The organism is Microbacterium caowuchunii (assembly GCF_008727755.1).
Lineage (GTDB): Bacteria > Actinomycetota > Actinomycetes > Actinomycetales > Microbacteriaceae > Microbacterium > Microbacterium caowuchunii.
Window position 1 is genome coordinate 822,421 of record NZ_CP044231.1, and the last position, 18,383, is coordinate 840,803.

The 18,383-nt window shown below is 67.8% G+C and carries 18 protein-coding genes, 2 tRNA genes and 1 pseudogene; 8 read left to right on the forward strand and 13 right to left on the reverse strand.

Annotated features, from left to right (window positions below; all coding sequences use genetic code 11):
- Position 1: 1 nt before the first annotated feature.
- From F6J84_RS03840 to F6J84_RS03850, 3 genes are all read right to left on the reverse strand, one after another.
- Positions 2-661, reverse strand: coding sequence for an ABC transporter permease subunit (locus F6J84_RS03840; protein ID WP_191905743.1), 660 nt, complete (start codon positions 659-661; stop codon positions 2-4).
- Positions 654-1,691, reverse strand: coding sequence for a methionine ABC transporter ATP-binding protein (locus F6J84_RS03845; protein ID WP_150971523.1), 1,038 nt, complete (start codon positions 1,689-1,691; stop codon positions 654-656). The genes F6J84_RS03840 and F6J84_RS03845 overlap by 8 nt, the downstream gene beginning before the upstream one ends.
- A gap of 70 nt (positions 1,692-1,761) precedes the next feature.
- Entirely contained in the window at positions 1,762-2,643 is an 882-nt protein-coding gene (locus F6J84_RS03850; RefSeq protein ID WP_150971525.1) for a MetQ/NlpA family ABC transporter substrate-binding protein, read from the reverse strand.
- Between the two features lie 234 nt (positions 2,644-2,877).
- On the opposite strand from F6J84_RS03850, the gene F6J84_RS03855 reads away from it, so the two are divergent.
- From F6J84_RS03855 to F6J84_RS03870, 4 genes are all read left to right on the forward strand, one after another.
- Positions 2,878-2,950, forward strand: a tRNA-Thr gene (locus tag F6J84_RS03855).
- A gap of 57 nt (positions 2,951-3,007) precedes the next feature.
- Entirely contained in the window at positions 3,008-3,400 is a 393-nt protein-coding gene (locus tag F6J84_RS03860) for a hypothetical protein (protein ID WP_150971527.1), read from the forward strand.
- A gap of 54 nt (positions 3,401-3,454) precedes the next feature.
- On the forward strand, positions 3,455-5,743 hold the full coding sequence (locus F6J84_RS03865; protein WP_150971529.1) for an MMPL family transporter: 2,289 nt from the start codon (positions 3,455-3,457) through the stop codon (positions 5,741-5,743).
- Positions 5,740-6,318 carry an isochorismatase family protein gene (locus tag F6J84_RS03870; RefSeq protein WP_150971531.1) on the forward strand — a complete coding sequence of 193 codons (579 nt, stop codon included), beginning with the start codon at positions 5,740-5,742 and terminating at the stop codon, positions 6,316-6,318. Before F6J84_RS03865 ends, F6J84_RS03870 begins: the two co-directional genes overlap by 4 nt.
- Before the next feature lies 1 nt (position 6,319).
- On the opposite strand, the gene nhaA is transcribed toward F6J84_RS03870, so the two are convergent.
- The 3 genes from nhaA to F6J84_RS15435 all read right to left on the reverse strand — a co-directional run bounded on the left by nhaA (position 6,320) and on the right by F6J84_RS15435 (position 10,116).
- Positions 6,320-8,140, reverse strand: a complete 1,821-nt coding sequence (nhaA, locus tag F6J84_RS03875; protein ID WP_150971533.1) for a Na+/H+ antiporter NhaA — start codon at positions 8,138-8,140, stop codon at positions 6,320-6,322.
- A gap of 96 nt (positions 8,141-8,236) precedes the next feature.
- Positions 8,237-9,538: a M23 family metallopeptidase gene (locus F6J84_RS03880; protein WP_238702587.1), complete on the reverse strand. Its 1,302-nt coding sequence runs from the start codon at positions 9,536-9,538 to the stop codon at positions 8,237-8,239.
- A gap of 221 nt (positions 9,539-9,759) precedes the next feature.
- Positions 9,760-10,116 (reverse strand): hypothetical protein, encoded by a 357-nt coding sequence (locus F6J84_RS15435; protein ID WP_191905744.1) that lies wholly within the window; start codon positions 10,114-10,116, stop codon positions 9,760-9,762.
- 277 nt (positions 10,117-10,393) lie between these two features.
- Here F6J84_RS15435 and F6J84_RS15750 point away from each other — a divergent pair, with 277 nt between their 5' ends.
- Complete coding sequence (locus F6J84_RS15750; protein ID WP_275094023.1) at positions 10,394-10,528, forward strand: hypothetical protein; 135 nt, start codon at positions 10,394-10,396, stop codon at positions 10,526-10,528.
- Between the two features lie 1,333 nt (positions 10,529-11,861).
- Entirely contained in the window at positions 11,862-12,590 is a 729-nt protein-coding gene (locus F6J84_RS03890; protein ID WP_150971538.1) for a LuxR C-terminal-related transcriptional regulator, read from the forward strand.
- Positions 12,591-13,399: 809 nt separating this feature from the next.
- On the opposite strand, the gene F6J84_RS03900 is transcribed toward F6J84_RS03890, so the two are convergent.
- The 4 genes from F6J84_RS03900 to F6J84_RS03915 form a co-directional block, all read right to left on the reverse strand.
- Positions 13,400-13,774, reverse strand: coding sequence for a hypothetical protein (locus tag F6J84_RS03900; protein ID WP_150971540.1), 375 nt, complete (start codon positions 13,772-13,774; stop codon positions 13,400-13,402).
- A 330-nt stretch (positions 13,775-14,104) separates the two neighbouring features.
- The gene (locus tag F6J84_RS03905) at positions 14,105-14,362 is read right to left on the reverse strand and encodes a type II toxin-antitoxin system RelE family toxin (protein WP_150971542.1); all 258 of its coding nucleotides are present in this window, start codon (positions 14,360-14,362) and stop codon (positions 14,105-14,107) included.
- Positions 14,359-14,622, reverse strand: coding sequence for a type II toxin-antitoxin system Phd/YefM family antitoxin (locus F6J84_RS03910; protein ID WP_150971544.1), 264 nt, complete (start codon positions 14,620-14,622; stop codon positions 14,359-14,361). Before F6J84_RS03910 ends, F6J84_RS03905 begins: the two co-directional genes overlap by 4 nt.
- Positions 14,623-15,258: 636 nt before the next feature.
- Complete coding sequence (locus tag F6J84_RS03915; protein WP_191905745.1) at positions 15,259-16,098, reverse strand: AraC family transcriptional regulator; 840 nt, start codon at positions 16,096-16,098, stop codon at positions 15,259-15,261.
- Positions 16,099-16,354: 256 nt separating this feature from the next.
- Between F6J84_RS03915 and F6J84_RS03920 the strand changes: the two genes are divergently transcribed.
- Complete coding sequence (locus tag F6J84_RS03920; RefSeq protein WP_150971548.1) at positions 16,355-16,741, forward strand: energy-coupling factor ABC transporter permease; 387 nt, start codon at positions 16,355-16,357, stop codon at positions 16,739-16,741.
- Here the strand turns inward: F6J84_RS03920 and F6J84_RS03925 are convergent.
- On the reverse strand, positions 16,686-16,982 hold the full coding sequence (locus F6J84_RS03925) for a transcriptional regulator (protein WP_150971550.1): 297 nt from the start codon (positions 16,980-16,982) through the stop codon (positions 16,686-16,688). The two genes, F6J84_RS03920 and F6J84_RS03925, sit on opposite strands and share 56 nt — an antisense overlap.
- 157 nt (positions 16,983-17,139) lie before the next feature.
- Between F6J84_RS03925 and F6J84_RS03930 the strand changes: the two are divergent.
- A pseudogene (locus tag F6J84_RS03930) lies at positions 17,140-17,343 on the forward strand (site-specific integrase); the annotation flags it as partial.
- Positions 17,344-17,489: 146 nt separating this feature from the next.
- Here the strand turns inward: F6J84_RS03930 and F6J84_RS03935 are convergent.
- Positions 17,490-17,562: transfer RNA gene (locus F6J84_RS03935), tRNA-Lys, on the reverse strand.
- A 114-nt stretch (positions 17,563-17,676) separates the two neighbouring features.
- Complete coding sequence (locus F6J84_RS03940) at positions 17,677-18,327, reverse strand: fasciclin domain-containing protein (RefSeq protein ID WP_150894598.1); 651 nt, start codon at positions 18,325-18,327, stop codon at positions 17,677-17,679.
- Positions 18,328-18,383 lie beyond the last annotated feature (56 nt).

The window sequence follows — 18,383 nt, forward strand, 5'->3', positions numbered from 1 at the left end:
CTCAGCGGCGCAGGACGCGCCGCGCGAGGGCGTTCCCGAAGAACTGCACGCCCTGCACGATGATCACGATCACGACGACGGCCGACCAGGTCACCCACGGGTTGAACTGCTTGAAGCCGTAGACGATGGCGAAGTCGCCGAGGCCGCCCGCGGCGACGGCGCCGGCCATCGCGGTCATATCGACCAGCGCGACGACGATGAACGTGTAGCCCAGGATGAGGGGCCCGAGCGCCTCGCGGGGGATCAGGCGGAACAGGATGCGGCTGCGGCTCGCTCCGGCCGCCCGGGCGGCCTCGATCACCCCCGGGCGGACCGTCAGCAGGTTCTGCTCCACGATCCGGCTGATGGCGAACAGCGAGGCGATCGAGATCACGAAGACGCCGAAGTTCGTGCCGATGCCGGGGATGCCGACGCCGCGCGCGAACGGCTGCAGGGCGGTGAGCAGGATCACGAAGGGGATCGGCCGGACCGTGTTGACGATGACGTTCAGCACGCCGAAGACGGCACGGTGGGGGAACAGGCTGCCGGCGCGTGTGGCGTACAGCGCCACCCCCAGGATCAGGCCGCCGATGCCGCCGAGCACGAGGCTGGCGGTCACCATGTACAGCGTCTCCGCCGTGGCCTCCCAGAGGTTCGGCAGCAGGTCGACGAGCCTATCCACGGATCTCCTCCTCGATCAGCGGCGCGAACGCCGCGGCCGCGGTGATCGCGCGGGCGACCGCATCCGGGTCTCCGGTGAGCGCGAGCGTCAGATGGCCGAAGACGCGGCCGCCGATGTCGTTGATGCCGCCGTGGATCAGCTCGAACCGGACGCCGTGCGACGACAGCGCGGTGAACACGTCCGCCTGATCGACGTCGCCGTCGCGGATGGTGAACGTGACGATGCGCCCGGGGTGGCGTCCCCGCAGCGTGCGCAGCTGCTCGCCGGAGGGGACCTCGTCGATGATGCTGCCCACGAACCGACGGGTCGCGCGCTCTCTGGGGGCGGAGAGCACATCGAACACGCTGCCCGTCTCGATGACCCGGCCCTGCTCCATGACGACCACGCGGTCGGCGATGGAGCGGACCACCTCCATCTCGTGGGTTATCACCACGATCGTGACCCCGAGCTCCCGGTTCACCCGGCGCAGGAGCGCCAGTACCTCCTGCGTGGTGTCCGGGTCGAGGGCGCTCGTGGCCTCGTCGGCCAGCAGGATGCGGGGGCTGGTGGCAAGAGCGCGCGCGATGCCCACGCGCTGCTTCTGCCCGCCGGAGAGCTGCTCCGGATGGTTCCGTGCCTTCGCGGTGAGCCCGACGAACTCCAGGAGCTCGGCCACCCGTGTGGAGATCTCCGCTCGGGACCTCCCCGCCACCTCCAGCGGGTAGGCGACGTTGCCGGCCACGGTGCGGGATTCGAAGAGGTTGAACTGCTGGAAGATCATCCCGATGTCGCTGCGGAGGGTGCGGAGGTCTTTCTCCCGCAGTCGCGTGATGTCCCTGCCGTCGATCTCCACCGTCCCGCTCGTCGGGGTCTCGAGCGCGTTGATGAGGCGCAGCACCGTGCTCTTGCCGGCGCCGGAATAGCCGATGATGCCGCAGACCTCGCCCGCAGCCACATCCAGATCGACGTCGTCGACGGCCACGATCGGCGCGGCGTCCTTCGTGGGGGCGGGGAAGGTCTTGCCGACGCCGCGGAGACGGATGAGCGTCATGGTGCTCCTCAGGGGGACGGGGTGAGCGTGCGGCCCGTCCTCGAGGACGGACCGCACGCTCGGGGCACTGCTACTGCTGGGCGCGGATGTCCGCTTCCACGTCCTGCAGGGAGGTCAGCAGATCGGCGGTCGGGGTCTTCAGCAGCACGGCGGTGTCACCGGATGCGGCCTGGACGCCGTCCTGGACGGCCACCGTGTCCTGGTAGATCTCGACGAGCTTCAGGTAGGTCTCATCGTCGGTGTCCTCGGCGCGCGCGGCAAAGATGTTCACGTACGGGAGGGCGTTGGGGTCTGACGGGTCGTCCTGTGCGATCGCGTCGGCGAAGCTCAGGCCGGCGTCCTCCACGAAGTCGTTGTTGATGATCGCGGCGGCGACATCTGGCAGCGACGTCGCCGTCAGCGCGGCGTCGAGCGCCTGCACCTTCACCTTCGACTCCGGCAGCACGTCGGCGACGGTGGAGAAGATGGAGCCGCCGTCCTCGAGCTCGATGAGTCCGGCCGACTGCAGCACGAGCAGTCCGCGGGCCTGGTTGCTCTCGTCGTTGGAGACCGCGACGGTCTCGCCGGCGGGGATGTCCTCGACCGAGTCGTACTTGCTCGAGTACAGGCCGAGCGGGTAGATCGCGGTGGAGCCGATCGGCACCAGATCCTCGTCGCTCGCGACGTTGTAAGTGGCCAGGTAGACGATGTGCTGGAACTGGTTGAGGTCGAGCTCGCCCGCGGTCAGAGCGGGGTTCGGCTGGGTGTACTCACTGAAGTCGACCAGCTCGACCTCGATGCCCTCCGCCGCGGCGGCGTCGACGTAGGTCTCCCAGTACGGGTCGCCGGCGCCGACCACGCCGATCCGGACGGGACCGTCGGACGCGCCGTCGGCGGAGGTCCCGGCGCAGGCGCCGAGCATGAGGGCGAGGGGGAGGACGAGTGCTGCGGCGGTGAGGTGCTTCTTGGACATGGGGGTCTCCTGACGGTCTCGACAGCACCGCGGGGACGACGGCCCTGACCGCGTCGCGTGCTCTCGGAGACCACGCTCGCCTCGTCGCGGTGCCGGATTCGACGGTAGGTGCAGTCCGCGCGGGGGACGATTCGGTCGTCACACATCGTCACAGCCCGCTCCGCGCGGCCGTGGTGCACGGAGCCCGGCGCAACCATGTAAGATCGATCATCGTGCAACGCGTAAGCGCGGCGCGCCACCTTAGCTCAGACGGCAGAGCGATTCACTCGTAATGAATAGGTCAAGGGTTCGATTCCCTTAGGTGGCTCCGACACGAAGCGGGGCCCGCTCGGGCCCCGCTTTCGTATCCCTGAGGCGGGGGCGCATGGGAAGCACACTCGACATCCTCCTCGAGGTCTTCACCTGGGTGGGCCTCGGCGCCGGGGTGGTCTTCGCCGGAGTCACCCTGACCGTCGTGCTGGCCGACGGCACGTGGCTGCCCGCATCCGCCGTCGTGGAGACGACACCGAGCGGAAGGGTCGTCCGCTGGTTCGCGGCGGACGGGGGCGTGGGGGAGGCCGTCCTGTCCCCGAGTGACGACGAGCACGTCGGCTGGGCCGACACGGTTGATCTGTTCTACCGGCTCGGTTCGAACCGGATCCGCTTCTCGCGCCGTGCCCCGGCCATCCGCCCGGCACTGTGGCTGGCCATCGGATGCGCGGCGGTCGGAGTGCTCTCGGCGGTCGCCTCGATCGTGCTGATGTTCGTCGAGGGGTGAGCGGTGGTCGCGCAGGGATTAGCGCGAATGGAGATAGCTAGATAAGCTAGTTACATGCGGACGAAACACTCACGCGGCTCGAAGCCGTCCGGTTGGCTGCGGATCGGGATTCCGGTACTGCTCGTTCTGATCTGGGTCGCCGGCGGCGCCATCGGCGGGCCGTACTTCGGCAAGGTCAGCGAGGTCGCGACGAACGACCAGTCGACCTTCCTCCCGCAGAGCGCGGCGGCCACGCAGGTCAACGAGCGTCTGACCGACTTCCTGGGGGATGAGAGCATCCCCGCGGTCGTCGTGGTCGCCAGCGACAGCGAGCTCACCGAGGAGCAGATCGCCGACGTGCAGACCGTGGCGGACGACGTCGCGGAGCTGGACGGCGTGCTCGAAGGGGTCTCGCCGCCGGTCGTGTCCGATGACGGACAGGCCGTGCAGATCTTCGTCCCGATCGACTCGTCCGGCGAGGTCCGTGACGTCGTCGAGGAGGTCCGCGATGTGCTGGCCGAGGACCTCCCCGCCGGGGTGGAAGCCTGGGTGACCGGTCCGGCCGGATTCACGGCCGACCTCGCCGAGGGCTTCCTCGGCATCGACGGTCTGCTGCTCATCGTGGCGCTGGCCGCCGTCTTCGTGATCCTCATCATCGTGTACCGCTCTCCGCTGCTGCCGGTGCTCGTGCTGATGACCTCGGTGTTCGCGCTGTGCGTCGCGCTCCTGACGGTCTGGTGGCTCGCGAAGGCGGACATCTTCATCCTGAACGGTCAGGTGCAGGGCATCCTGTTCATCCTGGTGATCGGCGCCGCGACGGACTACGCGCTGCTGTACGTCGCCCGCTTCCGCGAGGTCGTCGCCGAAGGCGCGGGCCGCTGGGAAGCGGTGACCCGGGCGTGGCGAGGCGCGTGGGAGCCCATCCTCGCCTCCGGTGGCACGGTCATCGCGGGCCTGCTCTGCCTCCTCCTGTCGGATCTCGCGAGCAACCGTGCCCTGGGGCCCATCGCCTCGATCGGCATCGCCTTCGCGATGCTCTCCGCCCTGACCTTCTTGCCCGCGCTCCTGGCCCTCGTCGGCCGTGCGGCGTTCTGGCCCTTCATCCCCAAGGAACGCCCCGCCGAGATCTCCGACGACCTGTCCCAGCCCGTCCGCGGGCTGTGGGCGAAGGTCGCCCGGTACGTGGCGCGCCACGCCCGCCCGGTGTGGATCATCAGCACCGTCGTCCTCCTCGTCGGCGCCGCCGGTATCACGCAGCTGAAGGCGGACGGCGTGCCCACCAGCGACTTCGTGCTGGGGTACTCCGAGTCGCGCGACGGCCAGGTGGCCCTGTCCGAGCACTTCCCGGCCGGTTCCGGCAGCCCGGCATACGTCCTGGTCGCCGAGGACGACGCCGTGGACGCGGTCACCGTCCTCGACGAATCCGACGGCATCGACAGCGTCTCGATCGTCTCGGCGGACTCCCCGTCCGGTCAGGCGCCGGTCGAACTGCAGAACGGCGAGCTCGTCCTCACCGCGTTCGGACCCCCCGGCACGCCCGCTCCCGAGCCCACGGTCTCCTCCGGCGAGGTCCTGCTGGTCGCGACGTTGACGGATGCGGCCGATTCGATCGCCGCCGAGGACACCGTCCGCGAGCTGCGCACGAGCCTGGATGACGCGCTCGGCGAAGGCACGGCACTCGTCGGTGGCCAGACCGCGATCGACGTGGACACGAACGACACGTCCATCCGCGACCGCACGGTCATCATCCCGGTGATCCTCGTGGTCGTGCTGCTGATCCTGATGGTCCTGCTGCGCTCGATCCTGGCCCCGGTACTGCTGATCCTCAGCACCGTGATCTCCTTCGCCACGGCACTGGGGGTGAGCGCGCTGGTGTTCAACTACGTGTTCGACTTCCCGGGAGCCGACCCGGCGGTCCCGCTGTACGGGTTCGTGTTCCTCGTGGCGCTCGGCATCGACTACAACATCTTCCTGATGTCCCGGGTCCGCGAGGAGTCGCTCAAGCACGGCACGCGCTCCGGTATCCGGCGCGGTCTCGTGTCCACGGGCGGTGTGATCACCTCGGCGGGGCTGGTGCTCGCGGCCACCTTCGCGGCGCTCGGTGTCATCCCGATCCTGTTCCTCGCCCAGCTGGCCTTCATCGTCGCGTTCGGTGTGCTGCTGGACACCTTCGTGGTGCGTTCGCTGCTCGTCCCGGCCCTCGGATACGATCTCGGCCGGGTCATCTGGTGGCCCTCCAAGCTGTGGCGGGAGGGGCCGGAGACGCGTCCCACCGGCGGCGCCGAGACCCGGGTCGAGGCAGAGGGAACGGTTGACCCGGACACGATGACGAGGGGCGAGTACCGGCGTACGCTCGAGTCATGAGCAAAGCGCTGTTCATCGTCGACGTCCAGAACGACTTCACCGAGCGCGGCGCGCTGGGAGTGGTCGGGGGCGACGAGGTGGCGGGACGCATATCCCGCTACCTCGCCGCCCACGCGGACGACTACGACCTCATCGTCGCCTCCCGCGACTGGCATGATGCGGAAGGCGACAACGGCGGACACTTCTCGCCGGAACCCGACTTCGTCGACACCTGGCCGGTGCACTGCGTCGCCGGCACCTACGGCGCGGAGTACGACGAGGTCTTCGACGCGTCCCGCGTGACGCATCACCTCAAGAAGGGGCAGGGGAGACCCGCCTACTCGCTCTTCGAAGGCCATGCGGACGACGGACGGACCGCCACCGAGTTGCTCGACGAGCACGGCATCCTCGACGTCGACATCGCCGGCCTGGCGACCGACTACTGCGTTCGCGCGTCGGCCCTCGACGCGATCGATGCGGGGCGCCGGGTGCGGGTGTTCACGGATCTGGTGGCCGGGGTGCACGCCGATTCCAGTGAGCGGGCGCTCGCCGAGATCGCGCATGCCGGTGGTCGTCTGGCCGCGTCGACGGACTGAGTCACCCCGCGGTGTCCGTCCGGCGCGACGCTTCCAGCGCGCGGATCAGGCTCGCCGAGTCGTACGGTCCCTTGTGCCTGCGGTCTCCGATGAAGAACGTGGGGGTGGAGTTCAGGTCCATCAGCTCGGCATCCAGGCGATCGTCCTGGATACGGCGGAGCGTCGCGACGGACCCGAAATCCGCGGCGAAGCGCTCCTGATCCAGGCCCAGCTCGGCGGCGTACCGGAACAGGTCCTCCGTCTCCAGGCGCTCAGCGTTGGCGAACAGGGTCCGCGCCATCGGGTAGAACCGGTCCTGCCGGCCCGCGGCCTCGGCCGCCTGCGCGGCCTGCTGTGCGTGCGGATGCGGCTGATCGAGCGGCAGATGCCGCCACACCCACCGGACCCGATCGCCGAAGTAGGTGAACACCTCGTCGATCGAACCGGTGGCGCGGCCGCAGAAGGGGCACTCGAAGTCGCCGTACTCGACGATGGTGAACTCCGCGTCGACCGGCCCCTTGATGTGGTCGCGGGCCGGGTCGACGGGCCGGTTCAGTTGCGCACCGACCGCCTGCGGCGACCAGACGCGATCGCCGATCTTGAGGATCGCCCATCCGAGTACGAAGGCGATCACCGAGGCGCTGAGCACACCCACACGGGCGAGGTCCTGTGCCTCCGGGTCCGAGAGGGCGATCGGGACGAGGAAGAGCGAGATGGTGAAGCCGATCCCGGAGAGTGCAGCCCCTCCCGCGATCCGGTGCATGCCGAGGCCGGGGGCGAGCTGTCCGCGCCCGGCGGCCCGCAGCAGCCATGTGGCTCCGGTGATGCCGACGAACTTGCCGAGCACGAGCGCGATGACGACGCCCCAGGTGATCGGGGAGGTCACCGCATCGCGCAGCGTCGCGACGTTCAGATGCACTCCCGCGTTCGCGAGGGCGAAGACGGGGAGGACGATGAAGGACACGTACGGTCGCCATGCGGCGTCGGTGCGCTCGTTGATCGAGATCGCTGCGTCGACGCTGCGGCGCAGGGCCGTCGCGTAGGCGGTGTTCGGCGACTCGCGGAACGCACGGGAGAGCTCCTCGGTCTGTTCCACTTGGGTGCGCCGGGGCGCGAACACCGGGATGAGCAGCGCCACGGCGACTCCGGCGAGGGTCGGATGGATGCCGGCCTCCGAGGTCGCCGCCCACAGCGCGATGCCGAGCGCCGTGTAGGCGAAGCCGCGCCCGAACGGCAGGAAGCGCACGAGGGCGAGCGCGCCCATCAGGGCGAGCGCGATCACGAGCGGGATCACCGCCAGCCCGTCGCTGTAGAAGAGGCCGATGACCAGCAGCGCTCCGATGTCGTCGACGACGGCCAGGGTGAGCAGGAACAGCCGCAGCCGCGCGGGGAACTTGGGCCCGATGACGGCCAGCGCGCCGAGGAGGAAGGCGGTGTCGGTCGAGATGACGATGCCCCAGGCGTGTGCGGCTCCGGAGCCGGCCGTGATGAGCACGAAGATCAGGGCGGGCACGCCGAGCCCCGCGATGGCGGCCGTGATGGGGACGATGGCGCGGGCGCGATCGGTCAGGTCGCCGATCGTGAGCTCGCGTTTGACCTCGAGCCCGACGAGGAAGAAGAACAGGGTCATGAGCCCGTCGTTCACGAGGGCGTGCAGGGTGAAGGTGATCCGGATGTCGCCGACGCCCACGATCAGCGGGGTGGCCCAGACGTCCTCATAGGCGGCTCCCCACGGGGAGTTCGCCCAGAGGATCGCCGCGACGGTGGCGGTGAGCATGAGGCCGGCGGAGAGCCGGTCCGGGTCCGGTCGTCGCCGATCGCGCTGCACCGTCACCTGTGCCATCCGATTCCTTCCGGGCCGTCCCCGCGGGTACGGTCCGATCCTGGCGTCAGGGAAGGGACGGCGTCCAGACCTTCACCGCGCTGGTCTCCTCGACGCTCAGCCGAAGTCGACGATCGCCAGGTTGAGCGGAAGTTGGTTCTTGCGGGGTTCCGCCTTGACGAGCTTGCCCTCCAGGAACGTCCCGCTCAGGTAGTCGTCGGCATCCGCGATGAGCTTCGGGTCCACCTGACCGTCGTAATCGAAACCCTTGAGCTCGTAGGGGAGGGAGTCGGCCTCGAGCAGGCTCGGTCCGTCCATGAGCTGGAAGTGCAGGTGCGAGGCGTTCGCATTGCCGGTGTTCCCGAGCTTCCCGATGACCTGGCCCTCGGTGACCGTGTCGCCCTTCTTCACGGTGACCGACCCGGAGATCATGTGGGCGTACATCGCGTACACGCCCCCACCCAGGTCCAGGACGACGTGGTTGCCGTCCACGTTCTCGACGGTCAGCTTGGCCGCCAGTTCCGGGTTCTCAGCCGGAAGGACACCCGGTGCGTTGGCCGCCATGCCGTCGAGGATCGAGACGACGGTGGCGTCGGCCACGGCGAGGATATCGGTACCGTAATCGGCGTAGCTCTCGTTGCTCGTCTTGTCTCCCGAGTAGAACTCGCCCGCCTCGTTGGTGCGCTTCCAGTCGATGGCGAACCGCTGACTGTTGTTGAGCTTGCCGTTGACCGACATGATCGAGCTCCGGTGCGGGAACCCCGGCTCGCAGCACCCGTTCAGAGCGACCCAGTTGTCCCCGCGCACCGGGGGCGCGATCACCGGCACTTTCTGGGTCGAGAAGGCGACGGGGGTCGTGAGGTAGTCGATCGGTCCCGGTTCGCCGAACGCCGGGGAGGCCGCGCCGGTCCCGTAGAGGTGGTGGAGAAGGGCCTTCGGGGCGTCGTCGAGCGAGTCGAGGGCGAAGTCGATGAACACGACGCGCGTCTCCTGCGGGGGGATCCCGGTGCTGTCGATGTAACCGGCGGGGAGATCGCGCAGACGGTTGCAGTCGCCGTAGCTGCAGTCGGTGTCGACGAGCGAGGTTCCGGAGAAGCTGGCGATGATCTTCTTCGGGTCCGAGGCATCGACGACGTCGATCTTCTCCAGCGTCGCCGGGACCTTCGTGGCGTTGGTGAGTTGCAGGTCGTACGCGACGTGGTACTTGCCGTCCGTCCCGCGGAACGGGAGCGGCGGGTTGCCGATCGGGATGAGCGTCAGTGCGGTGAAGGCGTCCGGAACGGTGACCCCGGCGACGGAGTCGACGGGAGGCGCCGCGGTGTCGGCGGGCTCCGAGGCGGATCCGGCCGTGCAGCCGGTCGCGAGAAGCGCGACGGCTGCGACCAGCGAGACGAGGAATGTGGGCACGCGTCGGGTCACGCTGGGGCTCCGTTTCTGCAGTTTGTCCACAAACTAGCAGTCCCGGACGGTGCCCTCCGTCCTGTCGCCGGGCGCGGTTCCCGCTGGGCGGCGGTCAGCGCCCAGTCGGGGGAAGCTTGTCGACGCCGTGACGGTTGGGTTCCGGGGGTTCTGCGGCCGTCGTCGGCGAGACGCGGGACTCATCGGCCGGGACCGGCCGGGGCCGTGAAGGGCTGAGCGATTCAGCGGCCGAGCGCGCGCCGGGTGGAGAGGAGCTCCCAGCTGTGCGGTCTCCGCTGTGCCTCGTGGATGCGCCGCTGGGCGCGCAGTCGCTCGGCCAGCTCGCGCAACTCCGTCGTCGCCGCGCGTACCGTGACGTGGCGGCTCTCGACCTGGGCGATGATGCGGCGGATCCGCACCCGTGCCTCGGCGGAGAATCCGCGGATGCGGCGGGGGAGGGCATCGAGGGCATGCTGTGCGTTCAGTCGCGCATGCAGTGCCGAGGGTGACCAGGTGAACGGCGTGCTCGAGCGGTTCTGGGTGCCCGCACGTTCCGCGCCGTCCGGGGGCTGCACCGCCGCGGAGGCGCCACTGCGCATGGGTCGGTGTCTGCGGGATCTTTCGGTGGGCATGGCTGCCTCCTCCAGGTGCGGGACGCGCTGCGGACGCGACGCGTCGGGGATGCGTGAAGCACCGCCGGGGACATGCCTCACCCTAGACGGGAACCAAAAAAAGGCAAGTCCGCGGGCTTTTCGACGCCATCGGCGGTCGAAGCCACGGCACCGCGCGGTGGCGGCCGCGGACGAATTGACTTCCTGCGCGGGGCCGCTATGGTCAGTGGTTCACCCGCCAGCCGAGAAGGGGAAGCGAGTTCCGATGTCTGGAAAATCACCGCAGTCGAACGGGGCCAAGAAGGCTCCGCAGCAGACGATCAAGGAGAAGCGAGCGGCCAAGCGCGCCGCACGGGAACCGGCCACGTTCATCAAGCCGCGCAAGGGTGCAGGCAAGTGATCCGCGGCTAGGCCGGACCGGCAGCGGGCGCGCGGGGGAGTACCTCTCGGCGCGCCCGCTGCACGGGACCGACCGTCTCAGTGCTGCAATCCCGAAGCGCGACAACGCCCGCTGGCCCAACGGCGGTATGTCGGAGAAGAAGGTCCGCTCTATCGGAAACTCGGCCGCACTGTCGTTGTACGCGCTCCACGGGGCTGAGGAGTGCAGCGAGGTCTCCGGGCGACAGGGAACAGTCAACATCTGAAGGGGCGCGTCCCGAGCCCGCTGATGGGTGGAACTCCGGCGGGTCCCATAGCGACCCGCTGGATACCGGACATTACCGCGATGCGTCGGTGTGTGTGCGATGCACTTGGCCGGGCGTGGGCTCGATACTCCTCGTACAGGCGCTTTTGCTGGAGGGAGGAGTAGAGATCGGAATCCTGCGAATCTACGTTCCAGGTCTCAATGAGCGCGCGGGCGCCCTCAAGATCTTCGCGCCGGGTGTCGCTCGCCGGATCGAGGATTGTCTCTTTGGACGGCCACGCTGATGTATGTGCACGCGACAACCTTGAGAGCCAGTAGCGCGCGTTCCGCGCTGTTCAGTGGGAGATCTGCCTGGCCGGTGGTCCACTCATCGACAGCTTCCCGCACGGCTGAGTATCCCGGCCGATCCTTGATGTGCATGATCAGCCTAAAGGCAAGACGTGTGCTCGGGGTGGAAGTGGGAGGTCGTGCGCTGGCCTTCGCTCGAGGTCGAACGCTCGCTCGATCTCTGTTTCTGACAGTGCGTAAAGCTGCCTAAGTCGGACAAGCAATCTACGAGCGTGGCGGTCTCGACTCCTGCCCGCTCGGCCTTGTTTCGTCGGTTGAGCTGCATCAGGATCTCGGAGCGAACTCTGCGTTCGATGCGCTCTCTTTGGTGTTCGGGGAGTCCTGGCGAACGAGAGTACTTGAGCGTGGTGGAAACGATACGAGGGAGCTTGGCCCAGGACTTACTCGTGGGGAGCCTGATTAGGTAACGAAGGCAAAGTCGAGATCGATAGGAGGCTGCTAGTCGTGCGACGGTGGTGTCGCTCGATCTCGAGCGGGCCTGTACCGATCGGACGACGCCGATGGCCGCTAGTGCTCGCCGAAGCGTGCGGATCCATGGCGCTTCTGGGTTTTCCCCAGTGAATCCTCCGGGCCGTAGGCCCCGGTCAGGGCCAAAGGACCCTGAATCGGAGTTTGTCCTTCCGCATGGGAAAGCATGGTGACAGAGTGTCGACATGATTCCGACACTGAGTGTGAAAAGCCTTTGCTGGAAAGACGAGCGACGTGCTTGTAGGGGGGGCGCACCTGGACGGGAGGGACCCCCATGATCGGACAATCGGTAGCCGCACCTGCGGCGGTCCGGCAACGTGTTGTCAGCCAAGAATCGATACCCATCAAGATTTTCCTGGTTCATTCCCACGAGATATTCCGACGAGGTCTGCGAGATCTCATCGGTGCGGCGCCCGACCTGGTGGTCGTCGGCGAATCCGGCTCGGTGCATGAGAGTGCCCGGCGGATCCCGGTGATCCTGCCCGATGTCGTGATCATCGATGCGGTGCTCCCCGACGGCCACGGGAGCGAGCTGACTCGCAGGATCCGTGCGAAGAATCGCCGTGCGCGCTGCTTGATTCTGGGCCGGTCCGGGCGAGAGGAGGTGCGCGGGTGTGCGGTGGCTGCCGGAGCCCACGGGTACCTTCCCGACGATGTGCAGGCCCGCGTCCTGCTCGGTGCGATCCGCCGGGTGGCGCGGGGCGAGCAGGTCGCCGCGCGCATCGCCGTGACGCCCCGGCGCGAGCCGGACGCGACGCGGGTTGACGGTGAAGGCGAACACGACCCCCACCTGGCGATGCGGGAGCGTCAGGTGCTGCGCCTCGTCGCCCTGGGCATGAGCAACCGGCAGATCGGCCAGCAGCTTGGGCTGGCGGAGAAGACCGTGAAGAATTATGTGTCCACGCTGCTGGCGAAGCTGCAGGTGCAGTCGCGTGTTCAGGCGGCGATCTACGAGATGACCCACAAGCCGGGCCTGGACGCGGATCCGGTCCGCACCACGTGAGCAAAGGGGTCGGTGGCGAGACTTGAACGACCCGCCACCGACCCGGTCTCACAGGACCGGGTTGACCCCCGGGTCAGCGCGATCCGCGCGCCCCAGACGTAGCTGACCTCATCGGAGGCGAGCAAGACGTAGACGGACCCGAGTTCCGTCGGCGCGTTACTAAACCGGCCGTACTCGCGCCTGTCGAGGGCGCGCGCTAGCGTCGGGAGCGTGACGCACCGCCTCGCGCTCGACCAGGCCCGGCGCATCGTCGTGGGGGTACAGCTGCTGGATGCCGGGAGTCGGCATGGCGAATCCACGTGCAGTCGAAGTGAGGTAACCGGCCGGTTGGATCTCTTGGACACTCCGGACGATCTTGATGCTGTTTCAGATGCACTCGATCGGGCCGCGGCGTTGTCAAGTGTTGTGACGGGCCCCATCCAGGGAATGACCGAAGCCCCGGGATCCCAGTGTTCACAAGGGATCGAGCGGAGGAAGTGTGAGTGGGACCCCGTGGGGCTCGAACCCACGCAGCCGCGCTTTTCGGTGTCGAAGATTGCTGAGATTCGTTGATTTTCCGCGGTTTTAGCCAACCGCGAGCGACAGTCGCAAACATCGAAACGCGTACGGATGTTGTCAAATTGTTGTCACGCGCGGGCCACGCGCGGTTGATGGCACGTCTGCGCGTACCGGGCTGGGTTGAGATCAGGTCGCTGGGGCGATGGACGATCTCGATCTCGATGGCGACCAGCTGGGCTCCGTCGAAGCGAGGCACATCCGCCGCGTGGAGTGGCTGCGTCGGCCGGTTCGGGGTGCCACGTCGACAGGCCTCAGGGGAGGGGGAATCCTGGAATCCAGGCGACCGACAGATACGAGACGAGGGGTGCGATGGCAAGCAGGACGACGCCCGCGATCACCAGCGGGCGCCTGCCGTGGGTTCCGACGAATGCCAGCAGCATCGTCGCGATGTAGATGACGAGCACGACGATTGTCGCAACGAGTCCGGTCCCAGCGCGGTCGGAGGTGAAGCAGTTGCGGGGCGCGGGGTAGATTGCGGGGCAGACGATTGGCCCCAAGGGCACTGCGGCGAGCCAGACGAGCGCGATCGTTCCGGCCGTGAGTAACGTCGCCGCGACAACGAGCCCCCACATAGTGGGCGCGCGGTCGGCTTTAGACTCCACCGCAGTGTGGGTCTCGGTAATCACTTGAGACTACGAGAAGGAACGCATTGTGGGGATTGTGTGCCCCGTTCCGACGCCGAGAGTGTAGCGGCCGTTGACGGCTCCGTTCCCTCCGTTCGCTCTTTGCAGACTCCGCTCTCCGCTTCGCGTCGTGCTGCGCTTAGCAGCCGCTCTCTGCGGGCACTGCGCCACCCCCACCCGCTCGATCGCTGATTGTCGGAGCGAGGGCGAAGACTGCGGTGAGCTCGCGATGGATCTGCCGGAAATGTAGCGCGTGATGATGCGGCGAGTCTCGCCCTGGGTTGCGCCGTTCGCCTAGCTTCCCGGCCAGCAAACGGATCCGCTTGCGGGCGCTCAGCGGTCGTAGACGTCGCGGCGGTGGCCGAGTGTGATCACGGCGACGATGAGGACGTTGTCGTCGACGGTGTAGATGACGCGATAGTCCCCGATGCGGACTCGGAGGCCGGGGCGTCCCTGGAGCGCTGTGGCTGCTGGTGGCCGTGGGTCCTCGCCCAGAAGTGCGATCGCCCCGTGAATGCGGTCGCGGTCCTGGTGGTCAATTTGCTTCAACGCGCGGACCGCGGCGGGACGCAGTTCGATCTGGTAGGTCACTTCCAGCCCAGGTCGGCTTTCACCTGAGCCCACGGGATGTTGGGGCCTTCCTCTGCCATGGCCTCGTCGAACGCGGCGACATCTTCGGCGTCTTCGAGTGCCTCAAGCATCCGCTCGTACTGCTCAGGACTGACGACAACGGCGGCGCGCTGACCACGACGCTCAATGAACACCGGTTCGCTCTTCGAGCGATCAATGACATCGGAAAGGTGGTTGCGCGCGTTGGCGGTCGTAGAGGGATCCGTATACGGGCATCGCACGCGGGCGGCGCCGTCGCGTGCACAGTCGATCCCTCACCGTATGGTCTTCGCTGACGCGGGTTCAGAAGATGTGTGCTTCGCAGGTGGCAAGGAATGTCACCCGGCGGCGCTGCAGTTCGCGGTAGACCGGGGCACGGGACACATTGAAAAGCTCAGCGATCTCGGTCTGGGTGTACTCGCCGCGATCTTGCACGCCGAACAGGAGCTTGCGTTGCGTGGTCGAAAGCTTTGGGTTGCTTGCCGTTCTAGTGGCCCTTGGCGCGGGCGACCGCCATCCCGAGCTTGGTGACCACGAAGGTGTCGCCTTCACGGGCGGCTGCGAGCGCCGTCGGCGATGTCGCGGGCGTCTTTCACCGATCGGGCGAGCCGATCGCGAGCGCACCGACCCGGTCGGACGACTGCTGCCACCGGGGCCGGCCGCGAGCATCTGCACGGACACTGCCTCCGCTGCGGCGAGGTCGTCGTCCTGCCGCCGGACACGCTCGACCGGGGTGGGTCCGCGCGTCCTGGAGGGCGCCGGCTTCCGGCTGGACGCGGCAGAGCGGGCTGGTCGGACTGTGCGCCGGATGTGCCGGGTCGGGCATCGCGCCCGCGACGGACGCCGACGCCGCCGCGCAGTGACCGCGTCGCCGCTCCCTAGCTGCGTGAGGCCAGGATGCCGCGGCGATACGTGGTGGGCGTCATCCCCAGTCGCGCGGTGAACAGCGCCCGCATGTTGGCCAGGCGGGAGAAGCCCGACGAGGAGGCGACATCGGTCAGCGGCTTGGAGGGGTCCTCGCCGATCAGCCGCATCGCCGTGGACAGCCGATGCTCCGCGATGAGGGCGGCAACCCCGGCCTCGCCCGTCACCCGCCGGTAGAGCTGACGGCGGCTGAAGGCCAGTTCCCGCGCGATCGTGCCCACGTCGAACTCCGGATCCGGATGCCGGTCGGCGATCAACGCCCACACCCGATGCTCCACCTCGTCGCCATCCCCGGCGTCGATCATCGCGGGCCGCTGCTCACGCAGGATGCCGCGGACCATCGCGACGACCACGTCTTCGGTTGCCGCCGCCGAGTCCCCGCCGGCGGAGACCGCAGCCACGGAGAAGAGGACGCCCACCACCGCACGCGAGGCCCGCACCAAGGCGGTCTCGGCGAGCGGGACAGCAGCGGCCGTGATGGAATGCGGCGGAAGCATACGATCCGGCACGGCGACGGCGCGGAGATCTCCACGCATTCCGATCAGGGCATCCAGCGCGGTGTCCGCGCACACGATACGGGAGTGCGACGTGCCGTTCTCGCCGGCGTGGACCAGCACCGTGTAGCGCCGTTCGTCCTCCGCAGTCCGGCGCGGATCCGTGGGCAGGCAGATGCCGCTGACCGTCGTGAACAGCACGACATGGCCGAGGCGCAGCTGCGCCATCCCCTGCCGCGGACCCGCTGCGGACCCGTGCGAGGACGCGTTGAGTGCCCGTTGTCCTGCAATGTCTCGCATCCTGACTCCCTTCGCCCCCGAATGAACGATGGCCGGTCCTGCGAGGACCGTGGTTTTCCGTGCAGCGCGCATGCGCGCCGACGCGACCTCGGGTTGATTGTGACCCGCGCATTCCGATCCGGCCAGGGACCATGGTCCGGTGAAGACAGACTCGTGCCGTCTTCGCCAGGAGCCTGGTGAGGGCACCGAGCGCGGGGCTACATTGGCGGCACTGCGACACCGTCGCATCTCGGCAGACAGAGCGGAGTGGACTCGGATGCATGTTCCCGACGGATTCCTCACGCTGCCGACCTCGATCGGGACCGGAGTGGTCGCGGTCGCTGGGATCGCCCTGGCGTTGCCCCGGGCCCGCCGCGAGGGGACGGACGACCGCAAGGCGCCGATGGTCGGCATCGTCGCGACGGTCGTCTTCGCGGCGCAGATGATCAACTTCCCCGTCGGGGTGGGGACAAGCGGCCAACTGATGGGCGGAGCGCTCGCCGCCGTCCTGGTCGGCCCGGCAACAGCGGTTCTGTGCCTCAGCGTGGTGCTGATCGTCCAGGCGCTGCTCTTCGCCGACGGCGGCATCGATCGCAGTTCGCGCTTTCTTACAGCGCGTCCGCGCTTGCGGCGAGCGTCCGTAGTACCGCGATGTGGCCCTTGAAGGCCACGCGGCCCTCTTTCGTGAGTCCGGCCCATGTGCGGGTGCGCGTCGCGACCGTTCCCTTTCTCAGTTCGATATAGCGGGCGTCTTCAAGGACTTTCAGGTGCTTGCTCAGCACGGAGTCACTGAGGGCCAGCGCATCACGCAGAGTCCCGAACTCTGCCTCATGTACTTCGGCGAGGATCGAGCAGATGCGCAACCGGTTCGGCGCGTGGATGATTTCGTCGAAATCGTCGGCCACTACGCGCCCGCCCGCAGGGCACGCTCAAGGCGTGCGTCCATTACTGGACCCATGGCAACGGTGAGGACGAACAACACCACCGCGGCTATGTACACGATCCAGTCAGCAGCGACTAAAGCGTTGATCACTAGGGTGGCGGCGATGACCAGGCCGAACACACACCGCCGCATCACTCGCGATATCGGTGGGCGCCCACGTGAAGGCAGTGCAGCGGATGCTCGGCCACGCGTCCGCGGTGATGACTCTGGACACGTATGCCGACCTCTTCGACGACGACCTCGACCTGGTGTCCGAGGCGCTCGGCTCGGCCGCGGCGTCGTCCGACGTGCTCGAGGTTCTGTCGCGCGGCGAGGACACGTGACAACGGCTCGTGACAACAATCGACGGCGTTCCGCGTCACAAAACTGCGCTCAGATGTTGTCAAAGTGTTGTCACGGAGCAATTCTGGTGAGTGTCCGCGAGTCGCGATCCCAGTGTTTAAAAGGGATCGCGAGGAGTGGAAGCGAGTGGGCCCCGTGGGGCTCGAACCCACGACCCGCGGATTAAAAGTCCGATGCTCTACCGACTGAGCTAGAGGCCCTCGGTTCCCAGCCTACTGGCCCGGCGCGGGTGATGACGTCCGCATCCGCATCCGGAAACACGGATCGGCCGCCGCGGGCGAACCCGTCGACGGCCGATCCGTGGAAGTAGCGGATCAAGCCGGGGGCATCAGCACCTCGTCGATCAGGTAGACCGTGGCGTTGGAGGTCTGCACGCCGCCGCAGATGACGCTCGCGGAGCCGTTCACCATGATCGCGTCGCCGCTGCCGGTGACTTCCACATCCTGACCCTCGACGGTCGTGTGCGTTCCGTCGATCTCGTCCGGGCTCACCTGACCGGGCACCACGTGGTAGGTGAGGATCTTCGTCAGCAGCTCGGCGTCGGTGGAAAGCGTGTCGAGCGTCGCCTGGTCGAGGAGGGCGAAGGCGTCGTCCACGGGGGCGAAGACGGTGAACTCGCCGCCGTTGAGCGTGTCGACGAGGTTGACCTCGGGGTTCAGCTGACCGCTGACAGCTGCCGTGAGCGTGGTCAGGAGCGGGTTGTTGGCGGCAGCCGTGGCGACCGGGTCCATGGCCATTCCCTCGACCGAGCCCGCGCCATCCGGCACCTCTTCGGCGTAGGCCGCGCAACCGGGGCCGACGAGGTCGCCCATGGCCGATTCGGTCTCCATGGTCTCCGACTCGGACGCCATGGGCGCCGAGGACGTCTCGGTCGTCTCGGCCGAACCGCTACAGCCCGCGAGCGCGAGCGCACCCACGAAAGCGAGAGAGATACCGGCTGTGATCTTCTTCTTGGTGGTGAGCATGACTTCCTCCGATGTACCGACCCCGAGAGGTCCTCTGTACGGATGGGGCGGTGCGT

What these genes read in the sequence shown, in the direction of transcription:
- nhaA (WP_150971533.1), bottom strand. Translation starts at nt 8,140, where the DNA reads ATGGCACAGGTGACGGTGCAGCGCGATCGGCGACGACCGGACCCGGAC.
- F6J84_RS03870 (WP_150971531.1), top strand. Translation starts at nt 5,740, where the DNA reads ATGAGCAAAGCGCTGTTCATCGTCGACGTCCAGAACGACTTCACCGAG.
- F6J84_RS03865 (WP_150971529.1), top strand. Translation starts at nt 3,455, where the DNA reads ATGCGGACGAAACACTCACGCGGCTCGAAGCCGTCCGGTTGGCTGCGG.
- F6J84_RS15435 (WP_191905744.1), bottom strand. Translation starts at nt 10,116, where the DNA reads ATGCGCAGTGGCGCCTCCGCGGCGGTGCAGCCCCCGGACGGCGCGGAA.
- F6J84_RS03940 (WP_150894598.1), bottom strand. Translation starts at nt 18,327, where the DNA reads ATGCTCACCACCAAGAAGAAGATCACAGCCGGTATCTCTCTCGCTTTC.
- F6J84_RS03915 (WP_191905745.1), bottom strand. Translation starts at nt 16,098, where the DNA reads ATGCGAGACATTGCAGGACAACGGGCACTCAACGCGTCCTCGCACGGG.
- F6J84_RS03860 (WP_150971527.1), top strand. Translation starts at nt 3,008, where the DNA reads ATGGGAAGCACACTCGACATCCTCCTCGAGGTCTTCACCTGGGTGGGC.
- F6J84_RS03845 (WP_150971523.1), bottom strand. Translation starts at nt 1,691, where the DNA reads ATGACGCTCATCCGTCTCCGCGGCGTCGGCAAGACCTTCCCCGCCCCC.
- F6J84_RS03850 (WP_150971525.1), bottom strand. Translation starts at nt 2,643, where the DNA reads ATGTCCAAGAAGCACCTCACCGCCGCAGCACTCGTCCTCCCCCTCGCC.
- F6J84_RS03890 (WP_150971538.1), top strand. Translation starts at nt 11,862, where the DNA reads ATGATCGGACAATCGGTAGCCGCACCTGCGGCGGTCCGGCAACGTGTT.
- F6J84_RS03920 (WP_150971548.1), top strand. Translation starts at nt 16,355, where the DNA reads ATGCATGTTCCCGACGGATTCCTCACGCTGCCGACCTCGATCGGGACC.
- F6J84_RS15750 (WP_275094023.1), top strand. Translation starts at nt 10,394, where the DNA reads ATGTCTGGAAAATCACCGCAGTCGAACGGGGCCAAGAAGGCTCCGCAG.